12 protein-coding genes are annotated in these 14,820 nt (G+C 72.5%); 11 read left to right on the top strand and 1 reads right to left on the bottom strand.

The window, feature by feature from the left end:
• The first annotated feature begins 310 nt into the window (after positions 1-310).
• From OG627_RS25240 to OG627_RS25255, 4 genes are all read left to right on the top strand, one after another.
• A complete protein-coding gene (locus OG627_RS25240) occupies positions 311-1,936 on the top strand; it encodes a phage tail sheath family protein (RefSeq protein ID WP_329068761.1) in 1,626 nt (541 codons plus the stop codon).
• A gap of 78 nt (positions 1,937-2,014) precedes the next feature.
• Positions 2,015-2,458 carry a phage tail protein gene (locus tag OG627_RS25245; protein WP_329068763.1) on the top strand — a complete coding sequence of 148 codons (444 nt, stop codon included), beginning with the start codon at positions 2,015-2,017 and terminating at the stop codon, positions 2,456-2,458.
• Positions 2,458-2,946: a hypothetical protein gene (locus tag OG627_RS25250; RefSeq protein ID WP_329068765.1), complete on the top strand. Its 489-nt coding sequence runs from the start codon at positions 2,458-2,460 to the stop codon at positions 2,944-2,946. The genes OG627_RS25245 and OG627_RS25250 overlap by 1 nt, the downstream gene beginning before the upstream one ends.
• On the top strand, positions 2,943-3,101 hold the full coding sequence (locus tag OG627_RS25255) for a DUF6760 family protein (RefSeq protein ID WP_329068767.1): 159 nt from the start codon (positions 2,943-2,945) through the stop codon (positions 3,099-3,101). Before OG627_RS25250 ends, OG627_RS25255 begins: the two co-directional genes overlap by 4 nt.
• A 1,042-nt stretch (positions 3,102-4,143) precedes the next feature.
• Here the strand turns inward: OG627_RS25255 and OG627_RS25260 are convergent.
• Positions 4,144-6,036 carry a hypothetical protein gene (locus tag OG627_RS25260; RefSeq protein WP_329068769.1) on the bottom strand — a complete coding sequence of 631 codons (1,893 nt, stop codon included), beginning with the start codon at positions 6,034-6,036 and terminating at the stop codon, positions 4,144-4,146.
• 1,287 nt (positions 6,037-7,323) lie between these two features.
• Here OG627_RS25260 and OG627_RS25265 point away from each other — a divergent pair.
• The 7 genes from OG627_RS25265 (at position 7,324) to OG627_RS25295 (ending at position 14,806) form a co-directional block, all read left to right on the top strand.
• Positions 7,324-7,761 carry a phage tail protein gene (locus OG627_RS25265; protein ID WP_329068771.1) on the top strand — a complete coding sequence of 146 codons (438 nt, stop codon included), beginning with the start codon at positions 7,324-7,326 and terminating at the stop codon, positions 7,759-7,761.
• A 3-nt stretch (positions 7,762-7,764) separates the two neighbouring features.
• Positions 7,765-8,487 carry a CIS tube protein gene (locus OG627_RS25270; RefSeq protein ID WP_329068773.1) on the top strand — a complete coding sequence of 241 codons (723 nt, stop codon included), beginning with the start codon at positions 7,765-7,767 and terminating at the stop codon, positions 8,485-8,487.
• Entirely contained in the window at positions 8,487-10,385 is a 1,899-nt protein-coding gene (locus OG627_RS25275) for a VgrG-related protein (RefSeq protein ID WP_329068775.1), read from the top strand. Before OG627_RS25270 ends, OG627_RS25275 begins: the two co-directional genes overlap by 1 nt.
• A complete protein-coding gene (locus OG627_RS25280) occupies positions 10,385-10,828 on the top strand; it encodes a GPW/gp25 family protein (RefSeq protein ID WP_329068776.1) in 444 nt (147 codons plus the stop codon). Before OG627_RS25275 ends, OG627_RS25280 begins: the two co-directional genes overlap by 1 nt.
• A complete protein-coding gene (locus tag OG627_RS25285; RefSeq protein ID WP_329068777.1) occupies positions 10,828-12,786 on the top strand; it encodes a putative baseplate assembly protein in 1,959 nt (652 codons plus the stop codon). The genes OG627_RS25280 and OG627_RS25285 overlap by 1 nt, the downstream gene beginning before the upstream one ends.
• A gap of 62 nt (positions 12,787-12,848) precedes the next feature.
• On the top strand, positions 12,849-13,421 hold the full coding sequence (locus OG627_RS25290; protein ID WP_329072967.1) for a phage tail protein: 573 nt from the start codon (positions 12,849-12,851) through the stop codon (positions 13,419-13,421).
• Positions 13,418-14,806 (top strand): NADase-type glycan-binding domain-containing protein, encoded by a 1,389-nt coding sequence (locus OG627_RS25295; protein ID WP_329068778.1) that lies wholly within the window; start codon positions 13,418-13,420, stop codon positions 14,804-14,806. The genes OG627_RS25290 and OG627_RS25295 overlap by 4 nt, the downstream gene beginning before the upstream one ends.
• Positions 14,807-14,820 lie beyond the last annotated feature (14 nt).

Genomic DNA, 14,820 nt, shown 5'->3' on the forward strand with positions numbered 1-14,820 from the left:
CCGAAAAGGTGTCCCGCAATGCCCTCGAACCCCTCCGCGTAAACGCCCGGCCGAGAGGAAAGCGGCCACCTGCGCGGCTCCAGGCGGCCCCACGCCGCTCCACGCCGCTCCGCGCCCGAATGGTCACGCCGTCCTGACGACCGGAGAAGCGCGACCCGTAGCGGCCGATCACGGTCGCGCGGACGCGCGGGAGTTGCCCCCGTGGACATAATCGGTGCCCCTGATGAGGCACCTGAGGACGTTTACCCGGTCGCGCATGGGCCGCGAGGGTGAGACTGGTCTTGTATTGGTACCCCGAGGAGAGCAGAGCATGCCGTCTTACCTGTCGCCGGGCGTATACGTGGAAGAGGTGGCCAGCGGCTCTCGTCCGATCGAGGGGGTCGGCACCTCGGTGGCCGCATTCGTCGGGCTGGCGCCCGACGGTCCGCTGAACGAGCCGACGCTGGTCACCAACTGGACCCAGTACGTCGCCTCCTTCGGTGAGTTCACCGACGGCTACTTCCTGGCGCACTCGGTGTACGGCTTCTTCAACAACGGCGGATCGGCCGCCTACGTCGTCCGCGTGGGCGGGGCGCCCGGCGGAGTGACAGGCGCGCCTGGCGAGGGCTCCGACTCGCTGGGCGGGCAGCGCGGCCGGTCGGCCGTCGCCGCCGGTGGTGCGGCGCCCGCCGCGCTGACGGCCGGGGAGCCCGCGGCTCTCGGTACGTTCAAGGTGTCGGCCATCGCGCCCGGCGAGAGCGGCACGCTCAGCGTCGAGGTCGCGGACGCCGAGGGCGAGGGCCCCGCTGAGCGCTTCCGGCTGGTCGTCAAGGACGGCACGAAGCCCGTCGAGACCTTCGACGTCTCGGCGAAGAAGAGCGCCCGCAACTACGTGGTCACGCAGGTCAAGGAACGCTCCAAGCTGATCGCCGTCCAGGAAGCGGTCGCGGCTTCGCAGCTCGCCCGCCCGGACAACCAGACGGTCGCGCTCGCGGTTCCCGCCGCCGCGCAGACCCCGGCGGTCCCGGACGCGGTGGAGGGCGAGTCGGTCGGCATCGCCGAGTACCTGGGCGACTCCTCGGACCGTACGGGCTTCGGCGGTCTCGAAGCGGTGGACGAGATCTCGATGGTCGCCGTCCCCGACCTGATGGCCGCCTACCAGCGCGGCGCGATCGACCTGGAAGCCGTCAAGGCCGTCCAGCTCGGTCTGATCGCCCACTGCGAACTGATGGGCGACCGGCTGGCGATCATCGACCCGCCGCCCGGCCTCAACGCCCGGCAGATCCGGGTCTGGCGCCAGGAGACGTCCAACTACGACTCCAAGTACGCCGCCCTCTACTACCCGTGGATCAAGGTCTTCGACCCGGCCGGCGGCCAGACCCGGCTGATCCCGCCCAGCGGCCACATCGCCGGCATCTGGGCCCGCAACGACTCCGAGCGCGGTGTGCACAAGGCCCCCGCCAACGAGGTCGTACGCGGCGCTGTCGACCTGGAGATGCAGATCACCCGGGGCGAGCAGGACCTGCTCAACCCGATCGGCGTCAACTGCATCCGCACCTTCCCCGGCCGCGGTATCCGCGTCTGGGGTGCGCGCACCCTCTCCTCCGACCCGGCCTGGCGCTACCTCAACGTCCGCAGGTACTTCAACTACCTGGAGGAGTCGATCCTCAACGGCACGCAGTGGGTGGTGTTCGAGCCCAACGACCAGGCGCTGTGGGCCCGGATCAGGCGCAACATCTCCGCGTTCCTGGTGACGGAGTGGCGCAGCGGCGCCCTGTTCGGCGCCACGCCGGAGGACGCCTACTACGTGAAGTGTGACGCCGAGACCAACCCGCCGGAGTCGGTGGACCTGGGACGGGTCATCTGCCAGATCGGCGTATCGCCGGTCAAGCCCGCCGAGTTCGTGATCTTCCGGCTGGCGCAGTTCTCCGGCGGCAGCGGTGAGCTGGAGGAGTAGGACGTCCCCCGCCTCCGCACTCGCACCTGATCTCACGTACAGCCACAGGCACCAGCATCAGTAGAAGGAACGGTTTTCATGACTCTCTCTCAGGGTGATGCGCTCACTACCCATAACTTCGGCCTCCAGATCGACGGCGTCATGGTCGAGTACCTGCACGCCGTGGGCGAGGTGGGGATGGAGCAGGACGTCATCGAGTACCAGCAGGTCTCGGCGAACGGCCAGCCCATCACCAAGAAGATGCCCGGCGTGAAGAAGGCCGGCGAGACGACCGTCACGCGCGGTATGGAGCAGTCCGCCGCCTTCACCGAGTGGATCGCCGCCTCGCTGCGCGGCGACATGGGCTCGGCGCGCAAGAACGCGAGCATCATCTACATGGACTACCAGTTCAACCCGGTCAGGCGGCAGCACCTGCGCAACGCCTGGTGCAGCAAGGTGATGGGTGCCGGCGCGACGGCGGGCGAGGCCTCCGTGATGACCGAGACCGTCACGATCGTCTACGAAGAGCTGGTCACCGAGTAATGCGCCGCGGACCTATCAGGCCCGCCACCGACGCCGCTGCCGCCACCTCCGCTCCCGCGGACGTGGCGGCCCCGGCCGTCGTATCGGCGGAAGCAGCCCCCGTACGGCAACGGCAGGAGTTGCGGACCGAGTTCGCGTTCGAGCTGCCGCGCGGGTACGTGGACGACATGGGAACCGTGCATCGCGAGGGTGTGATGCGTCTGGCGACCGCCCGGGACGAGCTGATCCCGCTGCGGGACATGCGGGTGCAGGAGAATCCCGCGTATCTTTCGGTGGTGCTGCTCGGCCGGGTCATCACCCAGCTGGGCACCGTGGCACATATGCACGACGGCGTGGTGGAGAATATGTTCGCCTCCGACCTCGCCTTTCTGCAGGACTTCTACCGTCAGGTCAACGCCGAGGGCCACACCAGGGCCGGCGTGTCCTGCCCGCACTGCGAGCAGCCGTTCGAGGTCGAGCTCGGCGGGAGCCGCCTGGGGGAATCGTGACGTACGCGACCGACCGGATCCATGAGGAGATCGCGTACATCGCCTACCACTTCCACTGGAACCTGGAGAGCATCCTGGACCTCGAACACCGTGAGCGGCGGCGATACGCCGAGCAGATCGCCATGTTGGTGACGCGCGCTGCGACGGAGCGGTGATGGGCATATTCGACCGGCTCAAGGGCCGGGGCCGGGGCGGGAATCAGAGCCGGGGCCAGGACCGGGACCAAGGTGTGGCCGGGGGCGGGGACGGTACGGTACCGGGCCCCGCCCCTGAGGCGTCCGCCGGTGCCGGTGCTGATGTCGGTACGGGTGCCGGTACGGGTACGGGTGTCAGTACTACGGGTACTGGTACCGGTGTTTCGGGCGGGGGACGCGGCTGGGCCGCTCTGCCGCCGATCCAGCGTGCGACGCTCGCCCCTGCGCGGCAGACGGTCGCGTCCGCGGACTTCGCGGGGTCGCTGTCCAGCTGGCAGAACCACTCCTTCTCCGGGACGCTCTCGCACGCCGTTCTGGACGGAGCTCCGACCGGTCTCATCAGGGACGCGCTGTCGCCCGCCGTGCGGCCCAGGCCGGGCGGCCTCGGCGGGGCCAGGCTCTCCCTGCCGGTCGCAGTCGTCGACGACGGTGACGGTGAGGGCGGGAGCGGCGCGGGTGGCCGTGGTCCTGCTCAGGGGCCGACGGTCCAGCGTGCCGTGGGCCCGCGAGTCGCCGCCGTACGGCCCCGGCCGGGCCCCGCGCCCTCGGCGCTGACCCGGGCTTCCGCCCCGAACACGGTGCGGCGCAGGGTGCTTCCCGCGGTGCTGCCGAGCAAGGCGGCGCCCGTCCAGGCGGCCGCCGGGACTACCGGCACCGTTGGGACCGCTGGGACTACCGGGACTGCTGGGACTGCCGCGCGGACGCCCGCACGGGCGTTGACGTTTGACTCTTCCTCTTCCCCTACCTCCTCTTCCCCTTCCCCGTCTCCTTCCGCTGCGCCCGCTCCGAGGCCCGTCACTCCGTCGGCCGCCGCTCCTGTGCGGCGCTCCGAGGGAGACCAGGACGGCCCGCGCGGCGGCTCCGCGCGGATCGAGCCGCCGGGCCCCCGGCGGCCGGGTCCGACGGGTGCGCCGAAGGCGGCGCACCCGGCTCCGGTCGGAAAGGTCAGCACGGCCGGTGCGGCCGGTGCGGCCAGGATCTCTCCGGACCGGACTCCTCCGGCTCACCCCTCTTCGCTCCCCGTACAGCGCCGTGAGGCGAGCGCTCCCGGCCAGGTGCCCGGACCGGTGACCGGACCGGCGGCGCCCGGTGGGGCACCGTCCTCGGGGAGCGGATCGGCAGGCTCCACGCCGCCCCGGCGCCCCCTGCTCGGGGCCCCCTTGGCGGGACCGGTGGTGCCACCGGCTACACCGACATCGACATCGCCGACTTCACCGTCATCTACGTCACCGGTGCAGCGCCCTCGTGGCGTCGCCGGTCCCGTCGTACGGCCGACCGCGCAGGGACCGGCAACGCCCGCAGGCTCGCGCCCGGGTACCTCCGGGGGCGAAGTGCCTTCGGTACGGCCGACATCGGCGGCGGGCTCGTCCGCGCCGGGCCCGGCCTCAGGTTCTGCCGGGCGGGCGCGTGCGTCCAGCGGTGGCCAGGGCGGCGGAACCCCGGTCGCGCGCAGGACACCGGCGGCCGGGCCGGGAGCTGTTACGTCCTCGGCCGGTACGCCGGGGACACCTGCCTCCGGGGCCGGTACGTCCGGGGCCGGTACGTCCGCACCCCGGGCGACCGGCCGGCCGAGGCTGGGCGCTCCGCTGAGTGGCCCTGTCGGCGGCCCGGCGGCGATCCCGACGACCCCGGCGGCGCGGCCGCCGGTGCTTCGGCAGGCCGGTGGCGCGGCCCCGGGCGGCACCACCCCCGTACAGCGTGCGTCGGCGGCCGGTGGGCCGCCGAGCGCTCCGGTGCCGCCGTCCGTACAGCCGCCCGCGCGGTCCGCGCCGTCCGCGCCGTCCGCGCCGTCCGCGCCAGGGCCCGTCGCGCCCGCCATCGGTCCCGCACCGGCGTTGCCCGTGCAGCGACGGATCGCCTCAGACAGCGCGTCAACAGGTGGGAGCCGGCCGACGAGCGCCGGGTCCGGTTCGGCTGCCGGGGCCGGTTCCTCCAACTCCGCTGTCGTTCCAGGAACTTCCGGCTCCGGTACGGGTGCGCCCGGCGCTCCGACGCGTGCGCACTCCGCCATGGCCGCCGACACCACGGCCGGGAAGACCGCCGGTGCGCTGCCGGTGCAGCGGCTCGCCGCGCCCGGTGCCGGTGATGCGCCGCTGCCTGCGAGTCCGGCTGCGGTTCGCCGCTCCGGTCCGGCGCCCAGCGGTCCGGCACCGACCGGTCCGGCGGCTGCCGCCGGTAGTGCTGCGCCGGTGCCGAGTGCTCCTGTCCGGCGGCCTGGCGGCTCCGGCGGCGGCGCCACCGAGGCTGCCCCGCCGGTGAGTTCGACGCGGCCCGTCGTGGCGGACGGCTCCGGAGCCGTCCGTCCGGCCGGTGGGCCGCAGGTGCGGCGGGCTGCACTGCCCACCGCGCCGGTACAGCGGCCGGGAACGGCCTCGGGTCCGGTGTCGGGAACGCCTTCGGCCGTCCCGCCGGTGGGTGCCCCACGGTCGGTGCCCGTGGTCGGCGCCGGTCCTGCGCCCGGGAAGCCGGTGCGGTCCGCCGTCAACGACGTTTCCGCGTCCAGCCGTTTGGCCAGTGCGCTGCCGGTGCAGCGGTCGTCCCACGCCCAGACACCGCCCCGGACCTCGGCCCAGACACCGCCCCAGACACCGCCCCGGACCTCGGCCCAGACACCGCCCCAGACACCGCCCCGGACCTCGGCCCAGACACCGCCCCGGACTTCGCCCCGGATCGCGGCCCCGACTCCGGCCTCCGTCCCGGTCTCCGCCCCGGCCTCCGGCGCCCCCGCGGCCCCGGCCAGTGCCCCGGCCAGTGCCGTGACCAGTGCCGTGACCAGCGCCGCGTCGTCCGTGGGGCGGTCGTCCGCCGTCACCCTGGCGTCGGCCGACGCGCCGTCGGCGTCGCGGTCGTGGCCGGTGCCGGTCGCCCCGCTGGTGGGTTCCTCGCGGCCGGTCACGGCCGCCGGGTTCACGCCGCCGCCGGTGGGGCGCCAGTCCGCTGCCCCCGTCGCCGTGCCGGGCAATGCTCCGGCGGCCCCCTCGCCGCGACGCCTCGCGGCCCCTGCGGCCGGGTCCTCTCCGGTCGCCGTGCAGCGGGTCGCCGCTCCCGGGGCGTCCGCACGTCCGGGTGTCCGTAGCGCCGTGAAGCCCTCGAAGTCTCCGGCCCCCGCGCCGACGGGAAGGCCCGCCCCGACCGCCGTGCGGCTGCGCCGCGTTCAGGCCGCCGCCACGTCCGGCGCGGCCACGGGCACCGCCGGTGCACCGGCGGTCGCGGTCACCGGTACCGGCGGCGCTCCTGGGCACGCCGGGCACGCCGGGCACGCCGTACAGCGTTCCGCGTCGTCTGCGGTGTCGGCGCCGCCGCCCGCCGCCGTCCGTCCGCTCCCGCACATGGCCCCCAGCTCAGCGGCCGCCCCCGTCGTGCCGTCCGCGCCTGTGCAACTCGGCAACGAGGGCCACCATTTCAGCGGTGCGGCCGAGGCTTTTCCCGTCGTTCAGCGCTCCGCGACCGCGTCGGCGCCGCCCACCCCGGGCGGCATGGATCGCACGCCGGTGACGGGCGCTCCCGGCACCCCCACGGCTCCTGGTGCCCCCGTAGCCCCCGTAGCCCCCGGCCCCTCCGTAACGGCTCCCGTCCACAGCCCCGTCGTGTCCCTCGCACCCGCCCGGACCGCTCCGGCCGTGGCGCTGCCCGTGCAGCGGGCGCCCGCGACCCCGGCCGCGCAGCCCTCTCCGGCCCCAGTCTCCGCCCTGGCCCCCGCCCCTGCCCCAGTCCCCGTCCGGACGCCGACACCGGCCCCGGCCCCGGCCCCGGCCCGTGTGTCCACACCGCGCGGCACGTCCGTCGCCGTGCAACGGAAGGGCGGCGGAGCAGCGGGCTCCCGGGGCTCCGGCGGAAGAGCGCCTCTGGCGACGGGCAACTCCTCCTCGGGCGGGGGTTCCTCGGACCGGCCCCCGCCCTCGGTGACGAGCCGGTTCGAACCCCGTGAATTGAAGGAGGACCAGATGGCCGAGCTGGTCCAGCGGCTGATCGGGCCGATGACCCGGTTGCTGCGCACCGAGCTACGGCTCGACCGCGAGCGGATCGGCAAGCTGCGCGACCCACGCCATTGACGACACCGGCGCCCCCGCGCCACCGTCCGGCCCGCCGTGCGAGCCGAGCCGCAAGATCGCACGTCTCGCAAGACCGGCCCCGCCGGACACCCCGACCAACCGCACGTGGAACCGCAGGAAGGCGCCACCCGATGTCCCAGGAACTCGACGCAGGCTCCACCATCTTCTTCAACCTCACCATCGACGGTGAGAGCCTGGGCAACTTCAACGGTTGCGAAGGGCTCTCCTCCCAGGTCGAGATCGAGCAGCGGCAGGAGGGCGGCAACAACGGATTCGTCTGGCAGCTGCCCTCCCGTGTCACCTTCTCCAACATCACGCTGACCCGGCCCCTCACCGAGGAGACCTCGAAGGTCGCCGAGTGGATCTCCTCCGTCACCACGGGAGTGACCCGGCCCACCGGGCAGATCGCCGCGCTGCGCGCCGACGGCTCGACGGTCGCCCAGTGGGGGCTGATCGACGTACTCCCGGTGAGCTGGCGCGGTCCTTCCTTCGACCCGGCGAGCCCCGCCGTGGCCACCGAGGTCCTGGAGATCGCCCATCACGGTTTCACGGACGCGGGGGAGGCGTAGCCGATGAACCTCAGCAGCTTCGGCGTGGGCGACAGCCTGGTGCGGGCGACGCTCGCCATCCATCAGCCGCCGATCGGCAGCAGCACCAGCCCCGGCGCGCTGATGAAGACGTTCAAATTCGACTTCAACCCGTCCCAGATGTCGCTGACCCGCAGGGCCCAGTGGAAGACCACGCCCACCGCCGCGGTGCGGGACGGCGCCGTACCGGAGTTCATGGGGCCCGAGCCCCGGGAGATGACGGTGGAGATCTTCCTCGACCGCTCCGACGACCCGGACAGCAACGATGTGCGCAAGAACGTCGAAGCGCTCTTCTCCTGCTGCGAGACGACCACCGCCAGCATCGCGGCGAATCAGCCGTCGACCCCGTGGGTGGTCTTCGAGTGGGGCGCCTTCTCCACCGCCCGCTTCAACGCGTACGTCAGCTCCGTGGAGGCCCAGTACACCCTCTTCAACACCAACGGCATGCCGATCCGCGCCGTCTGCCAGGTGAACCTGCACGAGATCCCGAGCAGTACGCTCGGCCAGAACCCCACCTCCGGCGCGCTCACCTCCCGCCGGGTGCACCGGGTCGTGGCGGGCGACTCGCTCCAGCTCCTGGCCTGGCGCGAGTACGGCGACGCCACCGCGTGGCGCACGATCGCCGAGGCCAACGACATCGACGACCCGAAGGTGCTGACGCCCGGCGTCGAACTGATGCTTCCCGCCGCTGAAGAGGTCGGCGTCTGATGTCCGATATCGGGTTCTCCAACATCCTCACGGTGAAGATCGCCGGCATGAAGCTCAAGTCCCCGGAGGACAAGAAGCTGGTGGGGGGCTGGGTCGACTTCGGCGCGGGGGTGCCCGGCGCGTTCCAGCTCACCTTCCGTGACGAGAAGAGGGACATCCTCGGCAAGCTGAACGTCGAGATCGGCGTGCCCGTGGTCATCGCGCCCCTCTCGGACGGCAAGGGCACGCCGCTGATCACCGGTGAGGTCACCGCGCTGGAGACCGACTACGACCGCACCGGTACCTTCACCGTCATCCGTGGCTACGACAAGGGCCACCGGATGCTCCGGCAGCGCAGGGTCGCGGCGTACAAGAACAAGACCGCCACCGAGATCGCCGTGGAGCTGGCCCGCAAGAACGGCCTTCCGATGGGCAAGACGCAGCGGACCAAGGGCCAGTACGAGTTCATCAGCCAGGCCAACGTCACCGACTGGGACTTCGTCCAGCGGCTCGCGGACGAGAACGAGATGGTGATGTCCATCAACTCGTTGGGCAGGTTCCAGTTCGTCAAGCGGCAGCACGCGGCCACGGCTCCCCCGGAGAGCCTGCCGAGCGATAAGAGCGCGCTCCTCCTGAAGGGCGGCGAGGACATCCTGCGCTGCCGCGCGGCGGTCACCTCGGCCGACCAGGTGACCGCTGTCGAGGCGCGCGGCTGGAACGTCACCACCAAGCAGCCGCTCGTCTCCAAGTCGCCCGCTCTGGACAACTCGGGCTTCGCCATCGGTACGACGCCGGCCGAGGTGTCCAAGTCGTTCGGCAAGGCCGAACTCGTCGAGACCGACACGCCCTACGACAAGCTGGACGAGGTCAAGCACGCGGCCGACGCCCTGGCGGACGATGTGACCTCCTCCTTCGCCGAGGTGGAGATCACGGCGCGCGGCAACACCGAACTGCGTCCCGGCGTCGCCGTCACCCTCAAGGACGTGGGCAAGCCGTTCCAGGGCAAGTACACGGTCACGGCCGCCCGTCACACCTTCGGCGACCAGGAGCACTACCAGACGTTCCTCAACGTCAGCGGGCGTCAGTGGCGTTCGCTGTACGGGCTCGCCTCCGGCGGCGGCGCGGGGAGCCCGGCCAGGCTGCCGAGCGTCGCCAACGCCCTGGTCACCGACATCAAGGACCCGTTGCGGCAGGGCAGGGTCAAGCTGAAGTTCCCGTGGCTGGACGACATGTACGTCAGCGACTGGACCCGTACCGTCCAGTTCGGCGGAGTCAAGGGCGGCGGCATGATCTCCCCGGACGTGGACGACGAGGTGCTGGTGGCGTTCGACCGCGGCGCCCTGGACCACCCGTACGTCATCGGCGGCCTGTACAACGGCGTCGACAAGCCGGACCCCGTCGATGTGCCGGTGTACGATCCGACGCGCGGCAAGGTCACCCGGCGCACCCTGTCCGACCGCAGTAACAACCGGATCGACCTGCTCGACCAGAGCGTCGGCCTCAAGCGCGGAGTGCGGCTGTCCACCGGCGACAACCGGCTCACCATCAATCTGGACCGGACGAAGACCGAGATCGTCGTGGACAGCAAGGGCAAGGTCTCCATCAGGGGGACCGGCGCCGTGGCCATCAACGCGGGCGGCAATCTGTCGCTGAACGCGGTGGGCTCCCTGACGATCCGCAGCGGCGGACCGATGAACATCAACGCGGGAAGCCTGCTGTCCGTGAAGACGGGCGGCGTCACCTCCGTCACCTCCGGCGGGGCGCTCAACATGACGGCCGGCGCGGCCATGTCGCTCACCGCGGGGATGTCCCTCCAGATGACCGCTGCCATCAACATCGGCCTGCAAGCGGCCACGATCAAGTCCACCGGCATCCTCACCTCCAACATGAAGCCGGTGCTGACGGTAGGAGGCATCTGATGGCCGAACAGTTCGTGGGCTCCGGCTGGGCGTTCCCGATGCGCATCAGTCCCACCGGCGGTATCGCCATGGTCAGCGGGGAACGCGAGGTCGAGGAGGCCATCCGGCTCGTCCTCTCCACCGCGCCCGGTGAGCGGCCGATGCGGCCCGAATTCGGCTGTGCCATCCACGACATGGTCTTCGCCCCCGTCAACGAGGCCACCGCGGGCCGGATCCAGCACGAGGTGCACACGTGCCTGGACCGCTGGGAACCGCGCATCGAGGTCGATGACGTCGCGGTGACCGCCGGCGCGGAACAGGGCGTCCTCTTCATCGACGTCCGCTACTCGATCACGGGCACCAACAACCCACGCAGTCTGGTCTTTCCGTTCTACGTGATCCCCTCCCACGACGGGCCCGAGGGGTCCGGCACGTCCGACGAGCACCTTGGAAGAGACCGCTGATGGCCCTGCCCTCCCCCAACCTCGACGACCGGCGCTTCCAGCAGTTCGTCGACGACGCCAAGCGCTACATCCAGCAGCGCGCCCCCGAGTGGACCGACCACAACGTCTCCGACCCGGGCGTGACCCTCGTCGAGACGGTCGCCCACATGGCCGACCAGATCGTGTACCGGCTCAACCGGGTGCCAGAGAAGAACCACCTCGCGTTCCTGGACCTCATCGGGATCACACTCTTCCCGCCGTCCGCGGCCCGCGCCGACGTCACGTTCTGGCTGTCGGCGCCGCAGCAGCAGTCCGTCGTGCTGGCGACGGGCACCGAGGTCGCCACGGCCCGCACCCAGACCGAGGACGCGGTGGTCTTCGCCACCGAACGCGAACTCACCGTCGTGCCGTGCGAGTTGTCGTATCTCGTGGTCCAGCGGACCGACGAGGAGGCGACCGACCGCACCTCGGACCTCGCCGAGTCCAAGGACGTGCACTGCTTCACGGAGGCCCCGCGCCCCGGTGACCGCATGCTGTTCGGGCTCAGCGCCGCCGTACCGGAGTGTGTCGTCGTCCTGGAGCTGGACAGCCAGGTGGACGGCGTCGGTGTCGACCCCAGGCAGCCGCCGCTCGCCTGGGAGGCGTGGACCGCCGACGGCTGGGTCGGCTGCGACGTCGACCGGGACACCACCGGCGGACTCAACCGCCCCGGCGAGGTCGTGCTGCACGTCCCCGGCGGACACGCGCTCTCCCGCACCGGGCGGCGCGAGGCGGGCTGGCTGCGCTGCCGGGTCACCGAGCCGGAACAGGGCCAGCCGTTCTACACCACCTCGCCCACCATCCGCTCCGCCGAGGCGTTCAGCATCGGCGGCACCACCGGCGTCGTGCACGCCGAGACGGTGCGCGACGAAGCGCTGGGGGAGTCCACCGGGCTGCCGGGACACCGGCTGCGGCTGGCCAACAGCCCCGTCGTCGGCGACGCGCAGCCGCTGCTCCTCCAGGTCGCCGAGCGCGACGGCTGGGTCGACTGGGAGACCGTCGGCCACTTCGCCGCCTCGGGCCCCACCGACCGGCACCTCACCCTGGACGCGACCACCGGCGAGATCGCCTTCGGCCCGTCCGTACGCGAACCGGACGGCACCCTGCGCCAGTACGGGGCCGTACCGCCCAAGGGCGCGCCCATCCGGGCCCGCCGCTACCGTACGGGCGGCGGAAAGGCGGGCAATGTCGCCAGGGGCGCCATCCAGGTGCTGCGCGACTCCGTCCCGTACATCTCCGACGTCATCAACCGTGAGGCCGCGCGCGGCGGGGTCGACGGCGAGACCGTCGAGGAGGCGAAGCTCAGGGCGCCCATCGCGCTGAGCGCGCAGGACCGTGCCGTGACCCTGCGGGACTACGAGGAGCTGGCGCGGCGCGCGGCCCCCGAGACCGCGCGCATCACCTGCATCGAGGCCGAGCCGGACGAGCACGGCGCGCACGCCGTGCGGGTGCTGGTCGTCCCGCAGGCCGTCTCCGACCCGGGCGGCCGGCTGCGCTTCGAACAACTCGTACCGGGAGACGCGCTGTTGGGGCGCATCACCCGCTACCTGGACGAACGGCGCCTGATCGGCACCCGGTTGGCGGTCGGGCCGCCCTTCTACCAGGGCGTGACGGTCGTCGCGACGGTGCACGCCTTCCGCGGCACCGACACCGACCGGGTCAGGCGGCAGGCGCACGACGCCCTGTACCGCCATCTCGACCCGCTGACCGGGGGAGCGCACGGCACGGGCTGGCCCTTCGGCCGTCCGGTACAGGCGGGAGAGGTCTTCGCGGTGCTGCAACGCGTGCCCGGCGTCGAGCTGGTGGACGAGGTGCTGCTGCACCCCGCCGACCCGCTCAGCGGCAAGCGCGGCGACCCCACGGAGCGGATCGACCTCGAACCCCCCGCGCTGGTCTTCTCGTTCGACCACCGCGTCCGGGTGATAGGGGACGCGTCGTGAACACGAGCGCGAGCGCGCGCGGCTCCGTCGACGGACTCGGCTCCTCGGCCCCGCTCGGCGTGATGCTGCCCGCGGTGTTCGCCGACGACGACCTCGCCCAGCGCTTCGTCGCGGGCATCGACGAGGTCCTCGCGCCGCTCCACAACGTCCTCGACAACCTGGACGCCTACTTCATGCCGTCGCTCGCCCCCGCGGACTTCACCCGCTGGCTCGGCGGCTGGGTGGGCGCGGAGACCGAGGGACCCGACACGGCCGGGCGCGCCGAGGCCCCGGTCGCCGCACCGGGCACCGGCCACCCGCAGGACTCCGAGGCGACGGTCGCGCTGCGCGCCGCGGTGACCGCCGCCGTACGACTGCACCGCATCCGCGGCACCAGGCGCGGACTGTCCGAGGCGGTACGGCTCGCCTTCGGTGTGGAGCCGGAGATCACCGAGAGCGGCGCGGCCACCTGGGACGCCAGGCCCCTGGGCCCGGTCCCCGGCGAGAGCCGCCCGCGCCTGCACGTCACCGTACGGCTGTCGGACCCCGACCCCGCCGCCGAGCACCGGCTGGAGCGCCTCGTAGCGGCAGCTCGCCCCGCCCATATGCCTTACACGGTCCAGGTGACCGCCGCCGAAAGGACTTCCGACAGGTGACCAGTCAGCAGACTTCCCCTTCCACGCCACCTTCTTCCACGGCCGGAGGCGACACGGGGAACGAGCCGCGACACTGCGCCGAGTGCGGTACGCGGCCGACCCCGGGGCAGTCCTTCTGCGAAGGCTGCGGCGCGGTCCTGAGCTGGACCCCGGACCCGCGGGAACGGAGTACGGGTACGTCGGGTACGGGCGCTTCGGGCGCCTCGCGCCCGGGTACGCCGGCCGACGCGGACGCCGGGCACGCGGACCCGGTACGCGAGCCCGCACATGAACCGGCACCCGAACCGGCCCATGCCCCGGCCCACACACCGGCCCATGCCCTGGCCCACGAACAGGCACCCGAGACCGTGCGCGAGCCCGCGCGCGCCGAGGCGCCGGTGCCGGCGCCGGTGCCCGACGAGCTGGACACCCTGCCCACGCTGCCGGTCACCCGCGCCCCGGCGGCCTCGTCCGCCGAGGCTCCGGCCGCCGAACCCCTGGACTCGGACGCGAGCGCGCGGGCCCGTGCCCTGCTCGTACCGGTCGCCGAACAGCGCGCCCCCGCACCGGCACCGGACGTCGCCCCGGTCCTGCCCGGCACGCCCGCCGCGGCCCGCCCCCGGGTCCACGCCCCCGGCGGCGAACCGGCCGACGAGACCGGCCCCCCGTGCCCCTGGTGCGAGGTCGGCAACCGCCCCGACCGGCACTTCTGCCGACGCTGCGGCATGTCCCTCGCGGAGCGCCCCGGCGTCCCGGAGGCCCGGCTCCCCTGGTGGCGCCGGATGTGGGACTTCGGCAACGGCCCGACGCCGTGGGCGGGCGACCGCCCGAAGCTGCGCCGGGGGATCGGCCGTATCTTCACCTGGATCGTGTACGGCCTCGCGCTCGGGCTGCTGATCTACGCGGTGTTCAACGTGGGTACGGCGTGGAACGCGGCGCGCGACCACTTCTCGAAGCGCGCCCAGATCACCCCGGACTCCGCGGCGGCGTCCCGTTCCTTCGGCAAGCACCCGCCGAAGCTGCTCTTCGACAAGGTCAGCAACAGCTGGTGGGGCCCCGGCATCTCGGGGGCCGCCGAGGGCGAGTGGGTCGAGGCGCGCTTCCAGGAGCCCACCCGGCTGCTGGACATCCTCATCACGTCCGGCATCTCCAACAAGGCGCCCGACCTCACCGAGGCCGCGCTGCCGCACCGTATGGACGCGGTCATCACCACGGCCGACGGGAAGAAGACCACGCGCCACATCAAGCTCGACCAGATCAGCGGGCCCCAGCAGCGCAAGTTCCGGGCGCAGAACGTCGTCAGCGTACGGTTCGTCATTCGCTCGGCGTTCAACGTGGGCACCGACAAGCAGGTCTCGATAGCCGAGATCGAGTTCTTCACCCGCGCCACGAGCAGCGACTCGTAGGCCCTGGCCCCACC

The organism is Streptomyces sp. NBC_01429 (genome assembly GCF_036231945.1).
Lineage (GTDB): Bacteria > Actinomycetota > Actinomycetes > Streptomycetales > Streptomycetaceae > Streptomyces.

Excerpts from the sequence above, each read along its gene's own strand:
- OG627_RS25240 (WP_329068761.1), top strand. The coding sequence starts at position 311 with ATGCCGTCTTACCTGTCGCCGGGCGTATACGTGGAAGAGGTGGCCAGC.
- OG627_RS25245 (WP_329068763.1), top strand. The coding sequence starts at position 2,015 with ATGACTCTCTCTCAGGGTGATGCGCTCACTACCCATAACTTCGGCCTC.
- OG627_RS25250 (WP_329068765.1), top strand. The coding sequence starts at position 2,458 with ATGCGCCGCGGACCTATCAGGCCCGCCACCGACGCCGCTGCCGCCACC.
- OG627_RS25265 (WP_329068771.1), top strand. The coding sequence starts at position 7,324 with ATGTCCCAGGAACTCGACGCAGGCTCCACCATCTTCTTCAACCTCACC.
- OG627_RS25270 (WP_329068773.1), top strand. The coding sequence starts at position 7,765 with ATGAACCTCAGCAGCTTCGGCGTGGGCGACAGCCTGGTGCGGGCGACG.
- OG627_RS25275 (WP_329068775.1), top strand. The coding sequence starts at position 8,487 with ATGTCCGATATCGGGTTCTCCAACATCCTCACGGTGAAGATCGCCGGC.
- OG627_RS25280 (WP_329068776.1), top strand. The coding sequence starts at position 10,385 with ATGGCCGAACAGTTCGTGGGCTCCGGCTGGGCGTTCCCGATGCGCATC.
- OG627_RS25285 (WP_329068777.1), top strand. The coding sequence starts at position 10,828 with ATGGCCCTGCCCTCCCCCAACCTCGACGACCGGCGCTTCCAGCAGTTC.
- OG627_RS25290 (WP_329072967.1), top strand. The coding sequence starts at position 12,849 with ATGCTGCCCGCGGTGTTCGCCGACGACGACCTCGCCCAGCGCTTCGTC.